Here is a 17546-nt window from a genome sequence, read left to right as displayed (position 1 = left end):
TGTCCCCCTTGCGGCAAATTCGCCGGCGCGCCGCGCCGCTCTGGCACAATGCCCGCAGGCCGGCCGCGCGAGCGGCCGGTTGCCGCGTCACCGCCGGTTTTTAAGTGCCGTTTAAGACGCACGGGCGACCATCCGGACGCCCGCCGTCAGTCGGCGCCGCGCCCCGGCATGCCGTATCGCGGCGCGCGCCCGGTTTCGCCCGGCCCGCGCGCCGGCTCATCATCAGGAAGCACATGACCCAATCGATCGATCCCGTCCGCTCCGCCTCCGACGCGCCGCAGGACGAGCGCCCGGTATCCGCATGGAGCCTCATCAAGCCCTACTGGGTATCGTCCGAATGGAAAATCGCGTGGGGGCTGCTGGTCACGATCATCGCGATCAACCTCTGCGTGGTCTGGATCAACGTCCGGCTGAACAAGTGGAACGCGCAGTTCTACAACGCGCTGCAGTCGAAGGACGTCCACGACTTCCCGAATCTGCTGATGCAGTTCTCCGCGCTCGCCTTCGGGTTCATCATCCTCGCCGTGTACGGCCGCTACCTGCGGCAGATGCTCGGCTTTCGCTGGCGCCAGTGGCTCACCGACCGCTTTCTCGGCCAGTGGCTCGGCGATCGCGCGTTCTACCGGATCGAGCGCGACCGCCTCGCGGACAACCCCGACCAGCGGATCACCGACGACCTCCAGTCGTTCGCGACCACGACGCTCGCGCTGTCGCTCGACCTGCTGTCGACGGTCGTCACGCTCGTGTCGTTCATCACGATCCTGTGGTCGCTCGCCGGCGCGCTGACGTTCACGCTCGGCGCGACGCCGATCGCGATTCCCGGCTACATGGTGTGGGCGGCCGCGCTGTACGCGGTGGTCGGCTCGCTGATCATCCAGAAGGTCGGCCATCCGCTCGTGTCGATCAACTACCAGCAGCAGCGCGTCGAGGCCGATTTCCGCTTCGGGCTGATCCGCGTGCGCGAGAACGCCGAGCAGATCGCGTTCTACGACGGCGAGAAGACCGAGACCGGCAACGCGCAGACGCTTTTCATGCGCATCCGCGACAACTGGTGGCGCGTGATGAAGTACACGAAGCGGCTCACGTTCGTGCTGAGCTTCTACGGTCAGATCGCGATCATCTTCCCGCTCGTCGTCGCCGCACCGCGCTACTTTGCGGGCGCGTTCTCGTTCGGCGTGCTGATGCAGATATCGTCCGCGTTCGGCACCGTCAGCGATTCGTTCTCGTGGTTCATCAACAGTTACTCGACCCTCGTCGAATGGCGCGCCACCGTCAACCGTCTGCGTGAATTCAAGCGCGTGATGGGCACGTCGCACCTGAAGGAAAGCCTGTCGCCCGCGACCGAGCGCGGCGGCATCAACCTGCACTACATCGACGCGGCGAAGCTGTCCACGTCGTCGCTCAAGCTCGCGCTGCCGAACGGCAACGCACTCGCGAACATCGGCGACGTCACGATCGAACCCGGCTCGCGCTGGCTCGTGGTCGGCAAGTCCGGATCCGGCAAGAGCACGTTCATGCGTGCGCTCGCGGGCCTGTGGCCGTTCGGCGACGGCGCGATCGATGCGCCGGTCGGCGCGCGGATGATGTTCGTGCCGCAGACGAGCTATTTGCCGATCGGCACGCTGAAGGCCGCGCTCACCTACCCGGCGACACCCGACACGTTCAGCGACGAAGCGTGCCGCGATGCGCTGCGCGCGTGCCGCCTCGAGGATTACGTCGAGCGCCTCGACGAAACCGCGCACTGGACCCGCGTGCTGTCGCCCGGCGAGCAACAGCGCCTGGCCGGCGCCCGCGTGCTGCTGCACAAGCCCGACTTCCTGTTCCTCGACGAAGCGACCAGCGCGCTCGACGCCGACAACGAAGCCCGCCTCTATCACCTGTTCGCCGAACGGCTGCCGAAGGCCGCGATCGTCAGCATCGCGCACCGCGAATCGCTGGCCGCGTTCCACGGCGGCACGATCAACGTCGAACGCGCGAACAGCGACGACAAGGTCGCCGCGTGAGCGCACGCGCCGCGCACATCGCGCGGATCGCGCTGATCACCGGCGCAGGTTCGGGGATCGGCGCGGCGCTCGCGCGTCGACTCGCGGCGCCCGGCGTCGCGCTGGCGCTGCATGCGCGCGGCGCGGACCCGGCAGCCCGCGCACGCGTCGCCGAAGTCGCCGACCGATGTACGGCAGCGGGCGCGCAATGCGTGACGCTCACCGGCGATCTCGCCGAGGCGGGCGTCGCCACCGCGCTCGTCGACGCCACTGCCGCCCGCTTCGGCGGGCTCGACCAGCTCGTCGCCAACGCCGGCTTCGCCGCGCGGCAATCCTTTTCCGACCTCTGCGCGGACGCGCTCGCATCCGCCTTCGCGACGATGCCCGGCGCGTTCTCCGCGCTCGCGGCCCGCGCTCGGCCGCTGCTCGAAGCGTCGACGGCGCCGCGCATCGTCGCGGTCAGCTCGTTCGTCGCGCACCGCTACCGGGCGGACGCCCCATTCGCGGCGACCGCGGCCGCGAAAGCCGCGCTCGAATCGCTGGTGCGCTCGGCGGCAGCCGAGTTCGCCGCGTGCGGCATCACCGTCAATGCGGTCGCGCCCGGCTTCACGCGCAAGGACCACGGCCCGAGCGCGGACAATGCGGCCGCTTGGGCCCGCGCCGAACAGGCGACGCCGCTCGGCCGGATCGCCGAACCCGACGACGTCGCCGCGCTGATCGCGTTCCTGCTGTCGGACGCGGCGCGGCAGATCACCGGCCAGGTCATCCATGTGGACGGCGGCCTGACGCTCTGACGCGAGCGCGTGCCGGCCGTGCCGGCGCGCAGGTCGCCGCCGGCGCCCGCATGGCGCTCACGCACGATCGAGCGTCGCTCCCGGCCGAACGCCCATCCCCGCGCCGCCGCGCTAGCACCCGCACGCACGTTTTTGGCGCCCTTCATCCCGCCCGTAAAATAGTCGCCGTACGGCAGCGCGATACGAGAGACGACACAAGAGGGGGCGGCACGCATGCAGGCATTCCAGTGGTTCAACGAATTGTCGACGCGCGAGCGCCGGACGCTGTACGCCGGATTCGGCGGCTATGCGGTCGATGCGTTCGACTTCATGATCTATTCGTTCCTGATTCCGACGCTGATCGCCACCTGGGGCATGACGAAGAGCGAGGCCGGGATGATCGCGACGAGTTCGCTGATCTCGTCGGCGATCGGCGGCTGGGTCGCCGGCATCCTCGCCGACCGCTACGGCCGCGTGCGCGTGCTGCAGTGGACGATCGCGACGTTCGCGCTGTTCACGTGCCTGTCCGGTTTCACACATTCGTTCTGGCAGCTCCTGGCGACGCGCACGCTGCAGGGCTTCGGCTTCGGCGGCGAATGGTCGGTCGTGACGATCATGATGGCCGAGACGATCCGCTCGCCCGAGCACCGCGCGAAGGCCGTCGGCACCGTGCAGAGCAGCTGGTCGTTCGGCTGGGGCGCGGCCGCGATCCTGTACTGGGCGTTCTTCGCGCTGCTGCCCGAGCAGCTCGCGTGGCGCGCGTGCTTCTGGATCGGCATCGCGCCCGCGCTGTGGATCCTGTACATCCGCCGCAACGTCAGCGATCCCGACATCTACACGGCCACGCGCCGCGCCCGCGACGAAGGCCGCGTGTCGGGCCACTTCCTCGAGATCTTCGCGCCGGCGCACCTGCGCGCGACGCTGTTCGGCAGTGCGCTGTGCACCGGCATGCTCGGCGGCTACTACGCGATCACGACGTGGCTGCCCACCTACCTGAAAACCGTGCGCCACCTGTCGGTGTTCAACACGAGCGGCTATCTCGTCGTGCTGATCGTCGGCTCGTTCGTCGGCTACGTGGTCGGCGCGATCCTGTCCGACCGGCTCGGCCGCCGCGCGTCGTTCATCCTGTTCGCGATCGGCTCGTTCTCGCTCGGCATGGCGTACACGATGCTGCCGATCACCGATACCGCGATGCTGCTGCTCGGCTTCCCGCTCGGCATCGTCGTGCAGGGCATCTTCGCGGGCGTCGGCGCGTATCTGTCGGAGCTGTATCCGGGCGCGATCCGCGGCTCGGGTCAGGGCTTCTGCTACAACCTCGGCCGCGGGCTCGGCTCGTTCTTCCCGATCCTGGTCGGCTCGCTGTCGCAGTCGATGTCGCTCGTGAAGGCGATCGGCCTCGTCGCGGGCGGTGGCTACCTGCTGGTGATCGTCGCCGCGCTCGTGCTGCCGGAAACGCGCGGCAAGTCGCTCGCCGACGATCCGGCCGTCGCATCGTGAGCACCTTGCCCGTTCGGGAACCCGCATGCACGTGATCGTTCTCGGCGCCGGCGTGATCGGCGTCACCACTGCCTGGCACCTGCGCGAAGCAGGCTGCGACGTCACCGTGATCGAACGCGAGGCCGATGTCGCGCAGGCGACGAGCCTCGGCAACGCGGGCGTGATCGCGCCCGGCTACGTGACGCCGTGGGCCGCGCCCGGGATGCCCGGCAAGATTCTCAAATACCTGTTCAAGCCCGCGTCGCCGCTGATCTTCCGGCCGACGCTCGATGCCGCGCAGTGGCGCTGGATCGCGCGCTGGCTACGCGAATGCGAGTTCGAGCGGTTCCGCGTGAACAAGCAGCGGATGCAGCGCATCGCGTATTACAGCCGCGCGTGCCTGCATGCGTTTCGCGAGCGTCATCCGTTCGACTATGGTGCGAGCCGCGGCTACCTGCAGTTGCTGCGCGGCGCATTCGACGTCGAGATGGTGCAGCCGGCGCTGAAGGTGCTGCGCGACGCCGGCATCGCGTTTCGCGAACTCGACGCCGCCGGCTGCACCGCGATCGAGCCCGGCTTGCGCTGGGCGCGACAGGCGCCCGTCGGCGGCATCTACCTGCCCGACGACGAAGCCGGTGACTGCGCGCGCTTCACGCGCGAACTGCGGGCGCTGTGCGAAGCGAACGGCGTGACGTTCCGATTCCGCACCGCGATTCATGCGCTCGACGTCGCGGGCGGCAAGGTGCGCGGCGTGCGGGTACGGGCGGCCGGAACGGATGGCCGCTCTCCGTACGATGAAAGCGCGGACATCGACACCACGGGCACCGGCTTGCGTGGCGGGAGGCCGCTCAGCCGCCCGGCGCCGGGCCGCGCCGGATCGACCGGAGCCCCGCCGCGCGACATGCTGCTTGCGGCCGACGCGATCGTGGTCGCGCTCGGCGTCGACAGTACCGCCCTGCTGCGGCCGCATGGCATCGACGTGCCGCTGTATCCGGTGAAAGGCTACTCGGCGACGCTCGCGGTCGTCGACGACGAAAAGGCGCCGCGCGCCGCGCTGATGGACGAATCGCTGAAGACCGCGATCACGCGCTTCGGCCCGACGCTGCGCGTCGCGGGCACCGCGGAACTCGGCAACCGGCACGCGGCGCTGCGGCAGCAGGCGCTCGATACGCTGATGAAGGTGCTCGACGACTGGTTTCCGCACGCGGCCGAGCGCGCATCCGCGCGCTTCTGGGTCGGCCGCCGCCCGATGACGCCCGACGGGCCGCCGCTGCTGGGGGCGAGCCGCATCGACGGACTGTGGCTGAACGTCGGTCACGGGTCGACCGGCTGGGCGATGTCGATGGGATCGGGGAAGGTGCTGGCGGATCTCGTCACGGGGCGGGAACCGGAGATCGATTTGTCGGGGCTGACGCTCGCGCGCTACGAGCGCTAGGCAGGACGCCGGGCGACGTGCGCGGCACGATGCAGAGCGGCACGTCGGCATCCGAAACGATCGGGAGGGCAGCCTTCAACGATTCGCCGGACGCGCCGGGACCGCTCAACGCACCGCCGCGTCGTCCGCCCGCGCAATCGGCACCGACACGATCGGCCGGTGCGACACGCCTTCGTGCGACAACCGGCTTTCGAACAGCGTGAGCGCGTCGAACCGCAGTGCGACGGCACGCCCCACCGCACCGCCGTGCGCCGGCTGGCCGACCGCGTCGTGCGGCAGCCGCGCGAGCGTCACGTGCGGGCGGAACGGCCGCCGATCGGCCGGCACGCCGAGCTCGCGCAGCAGCGCCGCGAGCCCTGCATTCAGCGCGACGCAAGCGGCGTCGGCCGCGAGTTCCGCAACGATCAGTCTCGCGCGCGGCGGGCTCGGCCACCACGCGATCCGCTCGACCGGCAACGACGGCAACGCGTGCGCGGCCGCGAGCGCGGGCAGATGCGCGGCCAGCGCGTCGCACCGCTCCCGCTCGATCGCGCCGACGAACGCGAGCGTCACGTGCAGTTGCGCGGGCAGCGTGCGCCGCGCGCCACGGGTGACCGGCAACGCGTGCAGCGCGTCGCGCGACGCCGTATCGGGCATCAGCGCGACGAACGCACGGAGCCGGTCGCCGTTCATGACTCGCTCACGGCGGCGCGCGGCGCGTTCGATGCGTCGGCCGACGCCGGACGCTGCGGCAGCGGGCCGTGCTCGCCCCACACGTCGCCGGGCAGCACGTTCGCGAGTTCGGGAATCGTGTTGCGCGTGAACACCGGGTCGGCGACGCCCGCCGCGCGCTGGCGGCGATAGTCGGCCCACGCGGCGTGCGCGTACTTGCCGAGCGCGAGGATCGCGATCAGGTTGATGATCGCCATCAGCCCCATGCTCGTATCGGCCATCGCCCATACGAGCGGCAGTTGCCCGACGCTGCCGAACATCACCATGCCGAGCACCGCGACGCGGAACAGCGGCAGCACGCCGCGCCGCTTCGTGATGAATTCGACGTTGCCTTCCGCATACGCGTAGTTGCCGATCACCGACGAATACGCGAAGAAGAAAATCGCGAATGCCATGTAGATGCCGCCCCAGTCGCCCACGTGGCTCGCGATCGAGCGCTGCGTGAGCGCCGCGCCTTCCATGCCGGTACCGAGCTCGTACTGGCCCGACAGCAGGATCACGAACGCGGTCGCGCTGCAGATCACGATCGTGTCGACGAACACGCCGAGCATCTGGATCAACCCCTGCACCACCGGATGGCGCGTGCTGGCGGTCGCCGCCGCATTCGGTGCGCTGCCCATGCCGGCCTCGTTCGAGAACAGCCCGCGCTTCACGCCCATCGCGACCGCCTGGCTGACGGCATAGCCCGTCAGCCCGCCCGCGGCCTGCTCGAGGCCGAACGCGCTTTTCACGATCAGCGCGATCACGCCCGGCACCAGCGCGATGTGCGTCGCGACCGCATAGACCGCGAGCGCGAGATAACCGATCGCCATCACGGGCACGATCACCTGCGCGACCGCCGCGATCCGGCGGATGCCGCCGAAGATGATCGGCGCGGTCAGCAGCACGAGCCCGAGACCGACGCTCGCGCGGCTCCAGCCGAACGACGTGTCGAACGCGTCGGCGATCGCATTGGCCTGCACCGCGTTGAACACGAAGCCGAACGCGAGGATCAGCGACAGCGAGAACAGCACGCCGAAGCCGCGCGAGCGCAGGCCCGTCTGGATGTAGTACGCGGGGCCGCCGCGATAACTGCCGTCCGCGTGCGACACCTTGAAGATCTGCGCGAGCGTCGCCTCGACGAACGCGGACGACATCCCGACGAGCGCCGTCATCCACATCCAGAAGATCGCGCCCGGCCCGCCGACCGTCAGCGCGACCGCGACGCCCGCGATGTTGCCGGTGCCGACGCGGCTCGCGAGCCCGGTCGCGAACGCCTGGAACGACGAAATGCTGCCCGGTTCGCCCTTGCTGCCGACCAGTTTCATGCTGAGGAACAGCGCCTTCAGCTGGATCATCCGGAATCGCAGCGTGAACCACATGCCCACGCCGAGCAGCAGTGCGATCAGCACGTAATTCCACAACACGCCGTTGACGGCGTCGACCAGCCCTTGCACGAGTGCTTCCATCCAGAGTCCTTGTAAATAGCGTCAGTCATGTGCGACGGCCGCAAACGCGGCCCCGAGGGGCGACATGATATGACAGTTTTCAAGGATTATTACAAAACGAAAGATTCGAGATAGCAGGAGATCCCGGCGAATGCCATCAGGTTAGACGATGCTTGGCGAAAAATTCGGGGGAAGAACGGCATGGGCAGAACACCGGAGGGCGGCGACGCCATGAGCGTCGGATCACCTGCCACGCGCGTCGACGCGTCTTATCGGCGACATGACCAACGTGACGCGGCCGACGATTACAAGATGGCGCGCGTGCCGGCCTGCCCGAGTGATCCGCAAAAATGACGACACTATTGCTAACGAATCTCCCTCTTTGACATTCCGAAACGTTGCTAATGGCGATATTGACCCACTAGCGGTGTCTCCATATTCGCCCCCTTGCTTCGCTCGTCCGTTTCTCGCTTCCCGTGACCAATTGCCGCCAGCTCTCCGGCGAGCGGGTCGCCGTGCCTTTCTGCAAAAGGCCCTCCGGCAAGCGAACCATTTCCTCCCCCTGCTGCAGATCCGCCGCATTTGTTCTCGAAAACTTGTCGATAGCACGCGGGCCGCGGGGTGCGGCGCAAGCTGCATCACGGTCATCGCTACAACGATGGATACCCACTCCGCAGAACGCGGTAAAGAATGATGTTTGGTGATTCGTATAACGAATTATTTCAAACACTCAAGAATGGAACGAGATCGAGATTCGCCATCAGCTGAAAATACTGGAGCACATTGCCCAAACACGGCGTCATCGAGGTAGGCGACGATTTCTGTTCCCGCAAGAACGGATGACTACCATTTTGCGAGAAATCGGCTCAACGCTTGGTCATACCGACTATCAAATCTGCCCGAAACGATCATGATCGCAAGAGTCACTCGCTACATCGTTCGCATCATGCTTGGTCTTATCGCGACAGCCGTCGCCCTAGTCTTGTTATTTCTTGTCATCGTCGGGATTGCCAGATACGAGAGGGACGAAGGCAGTTGCCCAGATGCTCCGGCCGAAGAGCTCGAGGCCAAAATTCTCGCATTCGCCAAAGAACAAGGCGTAGAGATGGATGAAGTCGAATTCGTCGGCAAGCCCCGCTATTATGCGGACAAGCTGGGCTGGTGGGCATTCGACCTAAAGTCGCGCGACGGAAACTACGTGGCATCGATCGATTGCGACCGTCGCATCACGGGTTTCGGGAAAATTCAGAAGCTTCCCTTGGAATCGGCGAAGCCGACACAATGACATCGCTTGACCGCACGCCTTGGGCGTATGCCGTCGGCTCGGCAGCCTCGCCGCCGACTGTCGCAAAAAAACGGGCGCCCTTTCGGACGCCCGTTTTGCATCGAAACGCGCTCGCGCCGATGCTCAGCGCGGCAATTCCGAATGCCCCATCAGATACGCATCGACCGAGCGCGCGCACTGGCGGCCTTCGCGGATCGCCCACACCACGAGCGACTGGCCGCGTCGCATGTCGCCTGCCGCGAACACCTTGTCGACCGACGTGTAGTACGAACGATCGCCTTCGGTCGCCGCACGCGCATTGCCGCGCGCATCCTTCGCGACGCCGAATGCGTCGAGCACCGGCGCGGCCGGCTGCGTGAAGCCCATCGCGAGCAGCACGAGATCGGCCTTCATTTCGAATTCGGAACCCGGCACTTCCTGCATCTTGCCGTCCTTCCACTCGACACGCACCGCGATCAGCTTCTCGACCTTGCCGTTCTTGCCTTCGAGACGCTTCGTCGCGACCGCCCAGTCGCGCTCGCAGCCTTCCTCGTGCGACGACGACGTGCGCAGCTTGATCGGCCAGTACGGCCACACGAGCGGCTTGTTCTCCTCTTCCGGCGGCTGCGGCAGCAGTTCGAACTGCGTGACCTGCTTCGCGCCGTGACGGTTCGACGTGCCGACGCAGTCCGAACCCGTATCGCCGCCGCCGATCACGATCACGTGCTTGCCCTTCGCGAGCAGTTGGTCGACCAGCTTGTCGCCCGCATTCACGCGGTTCTGCTGCGGCAGGAAGTCCATCGCGAAATGAACGCCCGCGAGCTCGCGGCCCGGCACCGGCAAATCGCGCGGCGTTTCCGAACCGCCGGCGATCACGACCGCGTCGAATTCTTCCTTCAGCGTGTCCGGCGAAATGGTTTCCTTCGCGAGGCTGCCGATCGACTCGGGCAGCGGGTCCTTGCCGATGAACACGCTCGTGCGGAACGTCACGCCTTCCGCTTCCATCTGGCGCATGCGTCGGTCGATCAGCCACTTCTCGAGCTTGAAATCGGGGATCCCGTAACGCAGCAGGCCGCCGATGCGGTCGTTCTTCTCGAACACCGTCACGTCGTGGCCCGCGCGCGCGAGCTGCTGCGCGGCCGCGAGGCCCGCGGGGCCCGAACCGACGATCGCGACCTTCTTGCCGGTCTTGTGCTCGGCCGGCAGCGGCTTCACCCAACCTTCCGCCCAGGCCTTGTCGATGATCGCGTGCTCGATCGACTTGATGCCGACCGGGTCGTCGTTGATCCCGAGCGTGCAGGCCGCCTCGCACGGCGCCGGGCAGATGCGGCCCGTGAACTCGGGGAAGTTGTTGGTCGAATGCAGGACTTCGATCGCCTGCTGCCAGTCCTGGCGATAAACGAGATCGTTGAAGTCCGGGATGATGTTGTTGACCGGGCACCCGTTGTTGCAGAACGGGATGCCGCAATCCATGCAGCGCGCGCCCTGGATCTTCGCGTCCGCGTCGGTCAGCGCCGCGACGAATTCCTTGTAGTGCTTCACGCGCGTGAGCGGTGCTTCGTACGCCTCGTGGCGGCGTTCGAACTCCAGAAAACCGGTTGCCTTGCCCATAAGGTGCTCTTCTGTTCGGTGTATCGGGTGGGGGAGCCGCGCGCGGCAGTCAAGCGCGCGCGGCATTCGCTATGTCGTTCGTCGCTCAGGCGGCCAGCACTTCCTTCGCCGCCTTCTTCGCACCGATCTCGCCCAGCGCGCGCTTGTATTCGTGCGGGAACACCTTCACGAACTGGCGGCGCGCCGCGTCCCAGTTTTCCAGCAGCGACTTCGCGCGCGGCGAACCCGTGAACTGGAAATGACGCTCGACGAGCCCCTTGAGCAGCGCTTCGTCGGTCGTGCCCTCGTGCCAGAGCGCGCGGTCGACCGTGCGCTCCTGCTCGGCCTGCTGCAGCACCGGCTCGAGCGCGACCATCGACTTGTTGCACTTGGCCGCGAACGTGCCTTCCGGATCGTAGATGTACGCGAGACCGCCCGACATGCCGGCCGCGAAGTTGCGCCCGGTCTCGCCGAGCACGACGACCGTGCCGCCCGTCATGTATTCGCAGCCGTGGTCGCCCGTGCCTTCGACGACCGCCGTCGCGCCCGAGTTGCGCACGCAGAAGCGCTCGCCCGCCACGCCGCGGAAGAAGGCTTCGCCTTCGATCGCGCCGTACATCACCGTGTTGCCGCAGATGATGTTTTCCTCGGACTTGCCGCGGAAGTCGTTGGTCGGACGGATGATGATCCGGCCGCCCGACAGCCCCTTGCCGACGTAGTCGTTGCCGTCGCCGACGAGGTCGAGCGTCACGCCCTTCGCGAGGAACGCACCGAAGCTCTGGCCGGCCGTGCCCTTCAGCTGGATGTGCACCGCGTCGTCGGCCAGGCCGTCGTGGCCGTGCTTCTTCGCGATCACGCCCGACAGCATCGCGCCAACCGTCCGGTTCACGTTGCGCACCGGCTGGATGAACGACACATGCTCGCCGTTCTCGATCGCGGCCTTCGCCTTCTCGATCAGCACGTGGTCGAGCGCGCGCTCGAGGCCGTGATCCTGCACGTCGACGTGACGCCGTGCGACGTCCTCGCATTCTTCCGGCTGGTAGAACACGCGCGAGAAGTCGAGGCCCTTCGCCTTCCAGTGCTCGATGCCCTTGCGCGTATCGAGCAGGTCGGCGCGGCCGATCAGGTCGTCGAACTTCGCGATGCCGAGCTGCGCCATGATTTCGCGCACTTCCTCGGCGACGAAGAAGAAGTAGTTCACGACGTGCTCGGGCTGGCCCTTGAACTTCGCACGCAGCACCGGATCCTGCGTCGCGACGCCGACCGGGCACGTGTTCAGGTGGCACTTGCGCATCATGATGCAGCCTTCGACGACGAGCGGCGCCGTCGCGAAGCCGAATTCGTCCGCGCCGAGCAGCGCGCCGATCACGACGTCGCGGCCCGTCTTCATCTGGCCGTCGGCCTGCACGCGGATGCGGCCGCGCAAGCGGTTCAGCACCAGCGTCTGCTGCGTTTCGGCGAGGCCGAGTTCCCACGGCGTGCCCGCGTGCTTCACCGACGACAGCGGCGACGCGCCCGTGCCGCCGTCGTGGCCGGCGATCACGACGTGGTCGGCCTTCGCCTTCGCGACACCGGCCGCGACCGTGCCCACGCCCACTTCCGACACGAGCTTCACCGAAATGCTCGCCACCGGGTTCACGTTCTTCAGGTCGTGGATCAGTTGCGCCAGATCCTCGATCGAGTAGATGTCGTGGTGCGGCGGCGGCGAGATCAGGCCGACGCCCGGCACCGAGTAACGCAGCTTGCCGATGTAGTCGGACACCTTGTGGCCCGGCAGCTGGCCGCCTTCGCCCGGCTTCGCGCCCTGCGCCATCTTGATCTGGATCTGGTCGGCCGAGGCGAGGTACTCGGCGGTGACGCCGAAGCGGCCCGACGCGACCTGCTTGATCTTCGAGCGCAGCGAGTCGCCGTCCTTCAGCGGAATGTCGCTGACGATCTCGTCGCCGATCACCGACTTCAGCGTCTCGCCCGACTTGATCGGAATGCCGCGCAGTTCGTTGCGGTAGCGCTTCTGGTCCTCGCCGCCTTCGCCGGTGTTCGACTTGCCGCCGATCCGGTTCATCGCGACCGCGAGCGTCGCGTGCGCTTCGGTGCTGATCGAACCGAGCGACATCGCGCCCGTCGCGAAACGCTTGACGATCTCCTTCGCCGGCTCGACGTCGTCGATCGGGATCGCCTTGGTCGGCTCGACCTTGAACTCGAACAGGCCGCGGAACGTCATGTGACGCTTGGTCTGGTCGTTGATCAGGTGCGCGTATTCCTTGTACGTCTGGTACGAGTTGCTGCGCGTCGCGTGCTGCAGCTTCGCGATCGAATCCGGCGTCCACATGTGGTCTTCGCCGCGCACGCGGTACGCGTACTCGCCGCCCGCGTCGAGCATGTCGCGCAGGACCGGGCTGTCGCCGAACGCGTCGCGGTGCAGGCGGATCGCTTCTTCCGCGACTTCGAACAGGCCGATGCCGCCGACCTTCGACGCCGTGCCCTTGAAGTACTTCTCGACGAGGTCGCTCGACAGACCGAGCGCTTCGAAGATCTGCGCGCCGGTGTACGACATGTACGTCGAGATGCCCATCTTCGACATCACCTTCTGCAGGCCCTTGCCGACCGCCTTCGTGAAGTTGTAGACGGCCTTCTCCGGCGACAGGTCGCCCGGCAGGCCTTCGGCCATCTTCGCGAGCGTTTCCATCGCGAGGTACGGGTGCACGGCTTCCGCGCCGTAGCCCGCGAGCAGCGCGAAGTGGTGCGTCTCGCGCGCGGAGCCCGTCTCGACGACGAGGCCCGTGCTCGTGCGCAGCCCTTGCTGGACGAGGTGCGTGTGGATCGCCGACGTGGCGAGCAGCGCCGGAATCGCGACGTGCTCGGCGTCGGTCTTGCGGTCCGACACGATCAGGATGTTGTAGCCCGACTTCACCGCGTCGACGGCTTCCGCGCACAGCGACGCGAGGCGCGCCTCGATGCCTTCCTTGCCCCACGCGACCGGGTAGCAGATGTTCAGTTCGTACGCGCTGAACTTGCCGCCCGTGTACTGGTCGATCGCGCGGATCTTCGCGATGTCCTTGAAATCGAGCACCGGCTGCGACACTTCGAGACGCATCGGCGGGTTGATGTTGTTCGTGTCGAGCAGGTTCGGCTTCGGGCCGATGAACGACACGAGCGACATCACCATGTTCTCGCGGATCGGGTCGATCGGCGGGTTCGTGACCTGCGCGAACAGCTGCTTGAAGTAGTGATAGAGCGTCTTGTTCTTGTTCGACATCACCGCGAGCGGCGAGTCGTTGCCCATCGAGCCGACGGCCTCTTCGCCCTGCTGCGCCATCGGCGCCATCAGGAACTTCAGGTCCTCCTGCGTATAGCCGAACGCCTGCTGGCGATCGAGCAGCGCGGCGCCCTGCGTGCGGCCGGCCGCGACTTCCTCGGCCTTCGGCTCGATCTCGTCGAGCTTGATGCGCACCGCGTCGATCCAGCTCTTGTACGGCTTCGCGTTCGCGAGGTTGTCCTTCAGTTCCTTGTCGTCGATGATGCGGCCGTGTTCCATGTCGATCAGGAACATCTTGCCCGGCTGCAGGCGCCACTTCTTGACGATCTTCGATTCGGGGATCGGCAGCGTGCCGGCTTCCGACGCCATGATGACGAGGTCGTCGTCGGTCACGATGTAGCGCGCGGGGCGCAGCCCGTTACGGTCGAGCGTCGCGCCGATCTGGCGGCCGTCGGTGAACGCGATCGCGGCCGGGCCGTCCCACGGCTCCATCATCGCGGCGTGGTATTCGTAGAACGCGCGGCGGTTCTCGTCCATCAGCGTGTGCTGTTCCCACGCTTCCGGGATCATCATCATCACCGCGTGCACGAGCGGGTAGCCGGCCATCACCAGCAGTTCGAGACAGTTGTCGAACGAGGCGGTATCCGACTGGCCCGGGTAAATCAGCGGCCACAGCTTCGGCAGATCGTCGGCGAGCACGTGCGACGCGATCGCGCCGGTACGCGCGTTCAGCCAGTTCACGTTGCCCTTCACGGTGTTGATCTCGCCGTTGTGCGCGATCATCCGGTACGGGTGAGCCAGCTCCCACGCCGGGAACGTGTTGGTCGAGAAGCGCTGGTGCACGAGCGCGAGCGCCGACACGACGCGCGGGTCCTGCAGGTCGCGGTAGTACACGCCGACCTGGCCCGCCAGCAGCAGCCCCTTGTAGACGACCGTGCGCGCCGACATCGACGGCACGAAGTATTCCTTGCCGTGCTTGAGCTTCAGCGCCTGGATGCGGTGGCTCGCCGTCTTGCGGATCACGTACAGCTTCCGCTCGAGCGCGTCCGTCACCATGATGTCCTTGCCGCGGCCGATGAAGATCTGGCGGATCAGCGGCTCGCTCGCCTTCACCGTCGGCGAGATCGGCATCGCATGGTCGACCGGCACGTCGCGCCAGCCGAGCACGACCTGGCCTTCGGCCTTCACCGTACGCTCGAGCTCCTGCTCGCACGCGAGACGCGATGCGTTCTCCTTCGGCAGGAAGATCATCCCGACCCCGTATTCGCCGGCCGGCGGCAGGTTCACGCCCTGCTTCGCCATTTCCTCGCGATAGAACGCGTCCGGAATCTGGATCAGGATGCCCGCACCGTCGCCCATCAGCGGATCGGCGCCGACCGCGCCGCGGTGATCGAGGTTCTCGAGGATCTTCAGACCCTGCTGAATGATCTCGTGGCTCTTCTTGCCCTTGATGTGAGCGACGAAGCCGACGCCGCAGGCGTCGTGTTCGTTTTGCGGGTCGTACAGACCTTGTGCGGCGGGCACCGCGGCGAGCGGCTGCTGGTGGTCGTTCATGGGGACACCGTCGTAAAGGGGGCCTGGAGGCCGTTGAACCGTTTTCTTGTTGCCATCGATCCCGCTCCCGACGGGAGACGGCGCGGCCGACAGTGGTTGGGCAAGCTTCGCCCGGGCCACCGGAATTCGGAATATACGCGACGAATCAAGGGAATAGCAACAAAAACCGCTTGATCCAACCCCAATTAAACGAATGCCTTGATATGGTGCCGTTTTATTGGGGACGTATCGATTTGGTGCAAAAAGAAGCGGCGCCCGCAGCGCCGCTTCTGGCCCGCCTTTCCGGCCTTATTGCTGGATCGGCGGCGTGTTCTCGCGCACCTTTCTGGGGCGTCCGCGCGGCAACGGCGAAACGCGCCGGTTCGCGGTGCGCGCCGCCCACTCGCGGTAATTCTCGCCGCCGAGCACCCAGCCTTTCAGCGTCGCCTGCTGCAGCTGGTCGGCCTGCCGCTCGTCGAGCGGTTGCTCGCACAGCTCCTTGTACGCGCGCTGGCGGTCGAACGGCGTATTGCCGAGCGCCCAGTAAAGCGGATGGTCGGTGATCAGGCTGTCGACGGTGAGCCCGACGTGATGCCGGTAGCTCGACCACCGATACGCCTCGGGCGTCGCGACGAGCTGCGAGCGCACCGGGCTCATCTCGACCACGCGGCTCGCGAGCAGGAAATAGCGTTCGCCTTCGATCACCGTCGCGCGATAGCGGCCTTCCCACAGGGTGCCGCGCCGCGAATAGCGCCGGTTGAAATGCGCGACGTAGCGGCGGCCGACGGCTTGCATCGCCTTCGGCAGACTCGCCTCGTCGCTCGGCGTCACGAGAAGTTGCACCTGGCGCGGCAGCAGCACGTAGGCATGCACCGACAGGTGATGATCGCGTGCGGCGGCCTTCAGGCAGTCGATGAAGAGTTCGTAGTCCTGGTCGTCGACGAACGCGGGTTGCTGATCCAGGCCGCGCAGTATTACGTGCTGCGGCTGGTCGGGAACGTAGAGTCGTGCTAACCGTGCCATGCTGAATGTCCGTTTGAACGCGTTAGGAAATACCCGGAGGTCCGAAATTGCGCACCTGCGTAGAATGCCCGTCCCAGCGGCGCGCGTAAGCGTACGGTCGTGCGAATCCTAGGGAGAAAACTCTAACTTACGAGCTTGTTTGGTTTTAAACGCAGTCGTCATAATGAGCACGCCTTTGATCGGAGGAGACACAATGAAACGAAAACTGGCCATTACGGGGGCCGCAGCGCTCGCATTCGCGTTCGCGGGCGGCACGGCACACGCACAATCCGCGGGTGATTTCTACGTCAGCACCGGCTGGTTCCACCTTTCGCCGCAGGACAGCAGCGACCCGCTGTTCGTCTACGGCGTAGGCGGTACGCCCATCAACCAGTCGATTCCCAACACCGGCGCCGGTATCAGCGACGCCGACACGCTTGGGCTCGCAACCGGCTACTTCATCACCGACCATATCTCCACCGAGCTCGTTATGGGGATACCGCCGAAGTTCGACATTACCGGCAAGGGTCAGTTCGAAAGATTCGGCGTACTCGGCCGCGCGTACCAGTGGAGCCCCGCCGTACTGCTCCGCTACCACTTCAACGACGCCAACGCGAAGTTCCGTCCGTACGTCGGCATCGGCGCGACGTATGTCTGGTTCACCGGCGCGAAAATCACGAACGGCAGCTTCGAGAACGGCGTGCTCGGCGGCCCCACCAGCGCGACGACGAGCAACCAGTGGGCCCCCGTCTTCAACGCTGGGTTCACGTACAACTTCACGAAACACTGGTTCGCGGGCCTGTCGCTCTCGTACATCCCCGTCAGCGTGACCGCGACCTTCACGACGGCCCGCCGGACGCCGGTCGGGACGCTGACGGAAACGTCGAAGGCCCACATCTCGCTGAACCCGATCGTCACGTACCTGAACGTCGGCTACCGTTTCTAAGCGTAGTCGAATATTTGGGGAATGGTTAATCCTGCTGCAATTTGTAGCGGATTTTTCGTGGCGTAACGTCTCCACGATGCAAAACGCCCCGGCGGGCCTCCCGTCGGGGCGTCGTTTTTTCGCGTCGGGCACGTTCCGGGCAAGGGTTTTA

11 protein-coding genes are annotated in these 17546 nt (G+C 66.4%); 6 read left to right on the top strand and 5 right to left on the bottom strand.

Annotated features, from left to right (window positions below):
- Window positions 1-233 precede the first annotated feature (233 nt).
- The 4 genes from WS95_RS29500 to WS95_RS29485 all read left to right on the top strand — a co-directional run bounded on the left by WS95_RS29500 (window position 234) and on the right by WS95_RS29485 (window position 5666).
- Window positions 234-2003: an ABC transporter ATP-binding protein/permease gene (locus WS95_RS29500; RefSeq protein ID WP_034209765.1), complete on the top strand. Its 1770-nt coding sequence runs from the start codon at window positions 234-236 to the stop codon at window positions 2001-2003.
- Window positions 2000-2776, top strand: a complete 777-nt coding sequence (locus WS95_RS29495; protein ID WP_059827577.1) for an SDR family NAD(P)-dependent oxidoreductase — start codon at window positions 2000-2002, stop codon at window positions 2774-2776. Before WS95_RS29500 ends, WS95_RS29495 begins: the two co-directional genes overlap by 4 nt.
- Window positions 2777-2989: 213 nt before the next feature.
- Window positions 2990-4252, top strand: coding sequence for an MFS transporter (locus tag WS95_RS29490; RefSeq protein WP_059827575.1), 1263 nt, complete (start codon window positions 2990-2992; stop codon window positions 4250-4252).
- A 25-nt stretch (window positions 4253-4277) separates the two neighbouring features.
- The gene (locus tag WS95_RS29485) at window positions 4278-5666 is read left to right on the top strand and encodes a D-amino acid dehydrogenase (RefSeq protein ID WP_059827573.1); all 1389 of its coding nucleotides are present in this window, start codon (window positions 4278-4280) and stop codon (window positions 5664-5666) included.
- Between the two features lie 105 nt (window positions 5667-5771).
- Here the strand turns inward: WS95_RS29485 and thpR are convergent, their stop codons facing one another.
- The gene (gene thpR, locus WS95_RS29480) at window positions 5772-6338 is read right to left on the bottom strand and encodes an RNA 2',3'-cyclic phosphodiesterase (RefSeq protein ID WP_059780312.1); all 567 of its coding nucleotides are present in this window, start codon (window positions 6336-6338) and stop codon (window positions 5772-5774) included.
- The gene (locus WS95_RS29475; protein WP_059827571.1) at window positions 6335-7825 is read right to left on the bottom strand and encodes an alanine/glycine:cation symporter family protein; all 1491 of its coding nucleotides are present in this window, start codon (window positions 7823-7825) and stop codon (window positions 6335-6337) included. Before WS95_RS29475 ends, thpR begins: the two co-directional genes overlap by 4 nt.
- An 889-nt stretch (window positions 7826-8714) precedes the next feature.
- On the opposite strand from WS95_RS29475, the gene WS95_RS29470 reads away from it, so the two are divergent.
- A complete protein-coding gene (locus tag WS95_RS29470; RefSeq protein WP_059827569.1) occupies window positions 8715-9089 on the top strand; it encodes a hypothetical protein in 375 nt (124 codons plus the stop codon).
- Between the two features lie 123 nt (window positions 9090-9212).
- Here WS95_RS29470 and WS95_RS29465 read toward each other — a convergent pair whose 3' ends face one another.
- The 3 genes from WS95_RS29465 to WS95_RS29455 form a co-directional block, all read right to left on the bottom strand.
- A complete protein-coding gene (locus WS95_RS29465; RefSeq protein WP_034209758.1) occupies window positions 9213-10679 on the bottom strand; it encodes a glutamate synthase subunit beta in 1467 nt (488 codons plus the stop codon).
- Between the two features lie 85 nt (window positions 10680-10764).
- Complete coding sequence (locus WS95_RS29460) at window positions 10765-15468, bottom strand: glutamate synthase-related protein (RefSeq protein WP_034209757.1); 4704 nt, start codon at window positions 15466-15468, stop codon at window positions 10765-10767.
- 288 nt (window positions 15469-15756) lie between these two features.
- Window positions 15757-16470, bottom strand: a complete 714-nt coding sequence (locus tag WS95_RS29455; RefSeq protein WP_027783329.1) for a transposase — start codon at window positions 16468-16470, stop codon at window positions 15757-15759.
- Between the two features lie 193 nt (window positions 16471-16663).
- Here WS95_RS29455 and WS95_RS29450 point away from each other — a divergent pair, with 193 nt between their 5' ends.
- The gene (locus WS95_RS29450; protein WP_034209756.1) at window positions 16664-17395 is read left to right on the top strand and encodes an OmpW/AlkL family protein; all 732 of its coding nucleotides are present in this window, start codon (window positions 16664-16666) and stop codon (window positions 17393-17395) included.
- The last annotated feature ends 151 nt before the right edge of the window (window positions 17396-17546 follow it).

The organism is Burkholderia sp. MSMB1826 (assembly GCF_001526325.1).
Lineage (GTDB): Bacteria > Pseudomonadota > Gammaproteobacteria > Burkholderiales > Burkholderiaceae > Burkholderia.
Note: the sequence above shows the minus strand (reverse complement) of the source record. Positions and strands in the feature narration are given on the sequence as shown.

Bases quoted from the DNA above. Each gene is read 5' to 3' on its own strand.
- WS95_RS29500 (WP_034209765.1), top strand. From the start codon at position 234: ATGACCCAATCGATCGATCCCGTCCGCTCCGCCTCCGACGCGCCGCAG.
- WS95_RS29490 (WP_059827575.1), top strand. From the start codon at position 2,990: ATGCAGGCATTCCAGTGGTTCAACGAATTGTCGACGCGCGAGCGCCGG.
- WS95_RS29485 (WP_059827573.1), top strand. From the start codon at position 4,278: ATGCACGTGATCGTTCTCGGCGCCGGCGTGATCGGCGTCACCACTGCC.
- thpR (WP_059780312.1), bottom strand. From the start codon at position 6,338: ATGAACGGCGACCGGCTCCGTGCGTTCGTCGCGCTGATGCCCGATACG.
- WS95_RS29475 (WP_059827571.1), bottom strand. From the start codon at position 7,825: ATGGAAGCACTCGTGCAAGGGCTGGTCGACGCCGTCAACGGCGTGTTG.
- WS95_RS29470 (WP_059827569.1), top strand. From the start codon at position 8,715: ATGATCGCAAGAGTCACTCGCTACATCGTTCGCATCATGCTTGGTCTT.
- WS95_RS29465 (WP_034209758.1), bottom strand. From the start codon at position 10,679: ATGGGCAAGGCAACCGGTTTTCTGGAGTTCGAACGCCGCCACGAGGCG.
- WS95_RS29460 (WP_034209757.1), bottom strand. From the start codon at position 15,468: ATGAACGACCACCAGCAGCCGCTCGCCGCGGTGCCCGCCGCACAAGGT.
- WS95_RS29455 (WP_027783329.1), bottom strand. From the start codon at position 16,470: ATGGCACGGTTAGCACGACTCTACGTTCCCGACCAGCCGCAGCACGTA.
- WS95_RS29450 (WP_034209756.1), top strand. From the start codon at position 16,664: ATGAAACGAAAACTGGCCATTACGGGGGCCGCAGCGCTCGCATTCGCG.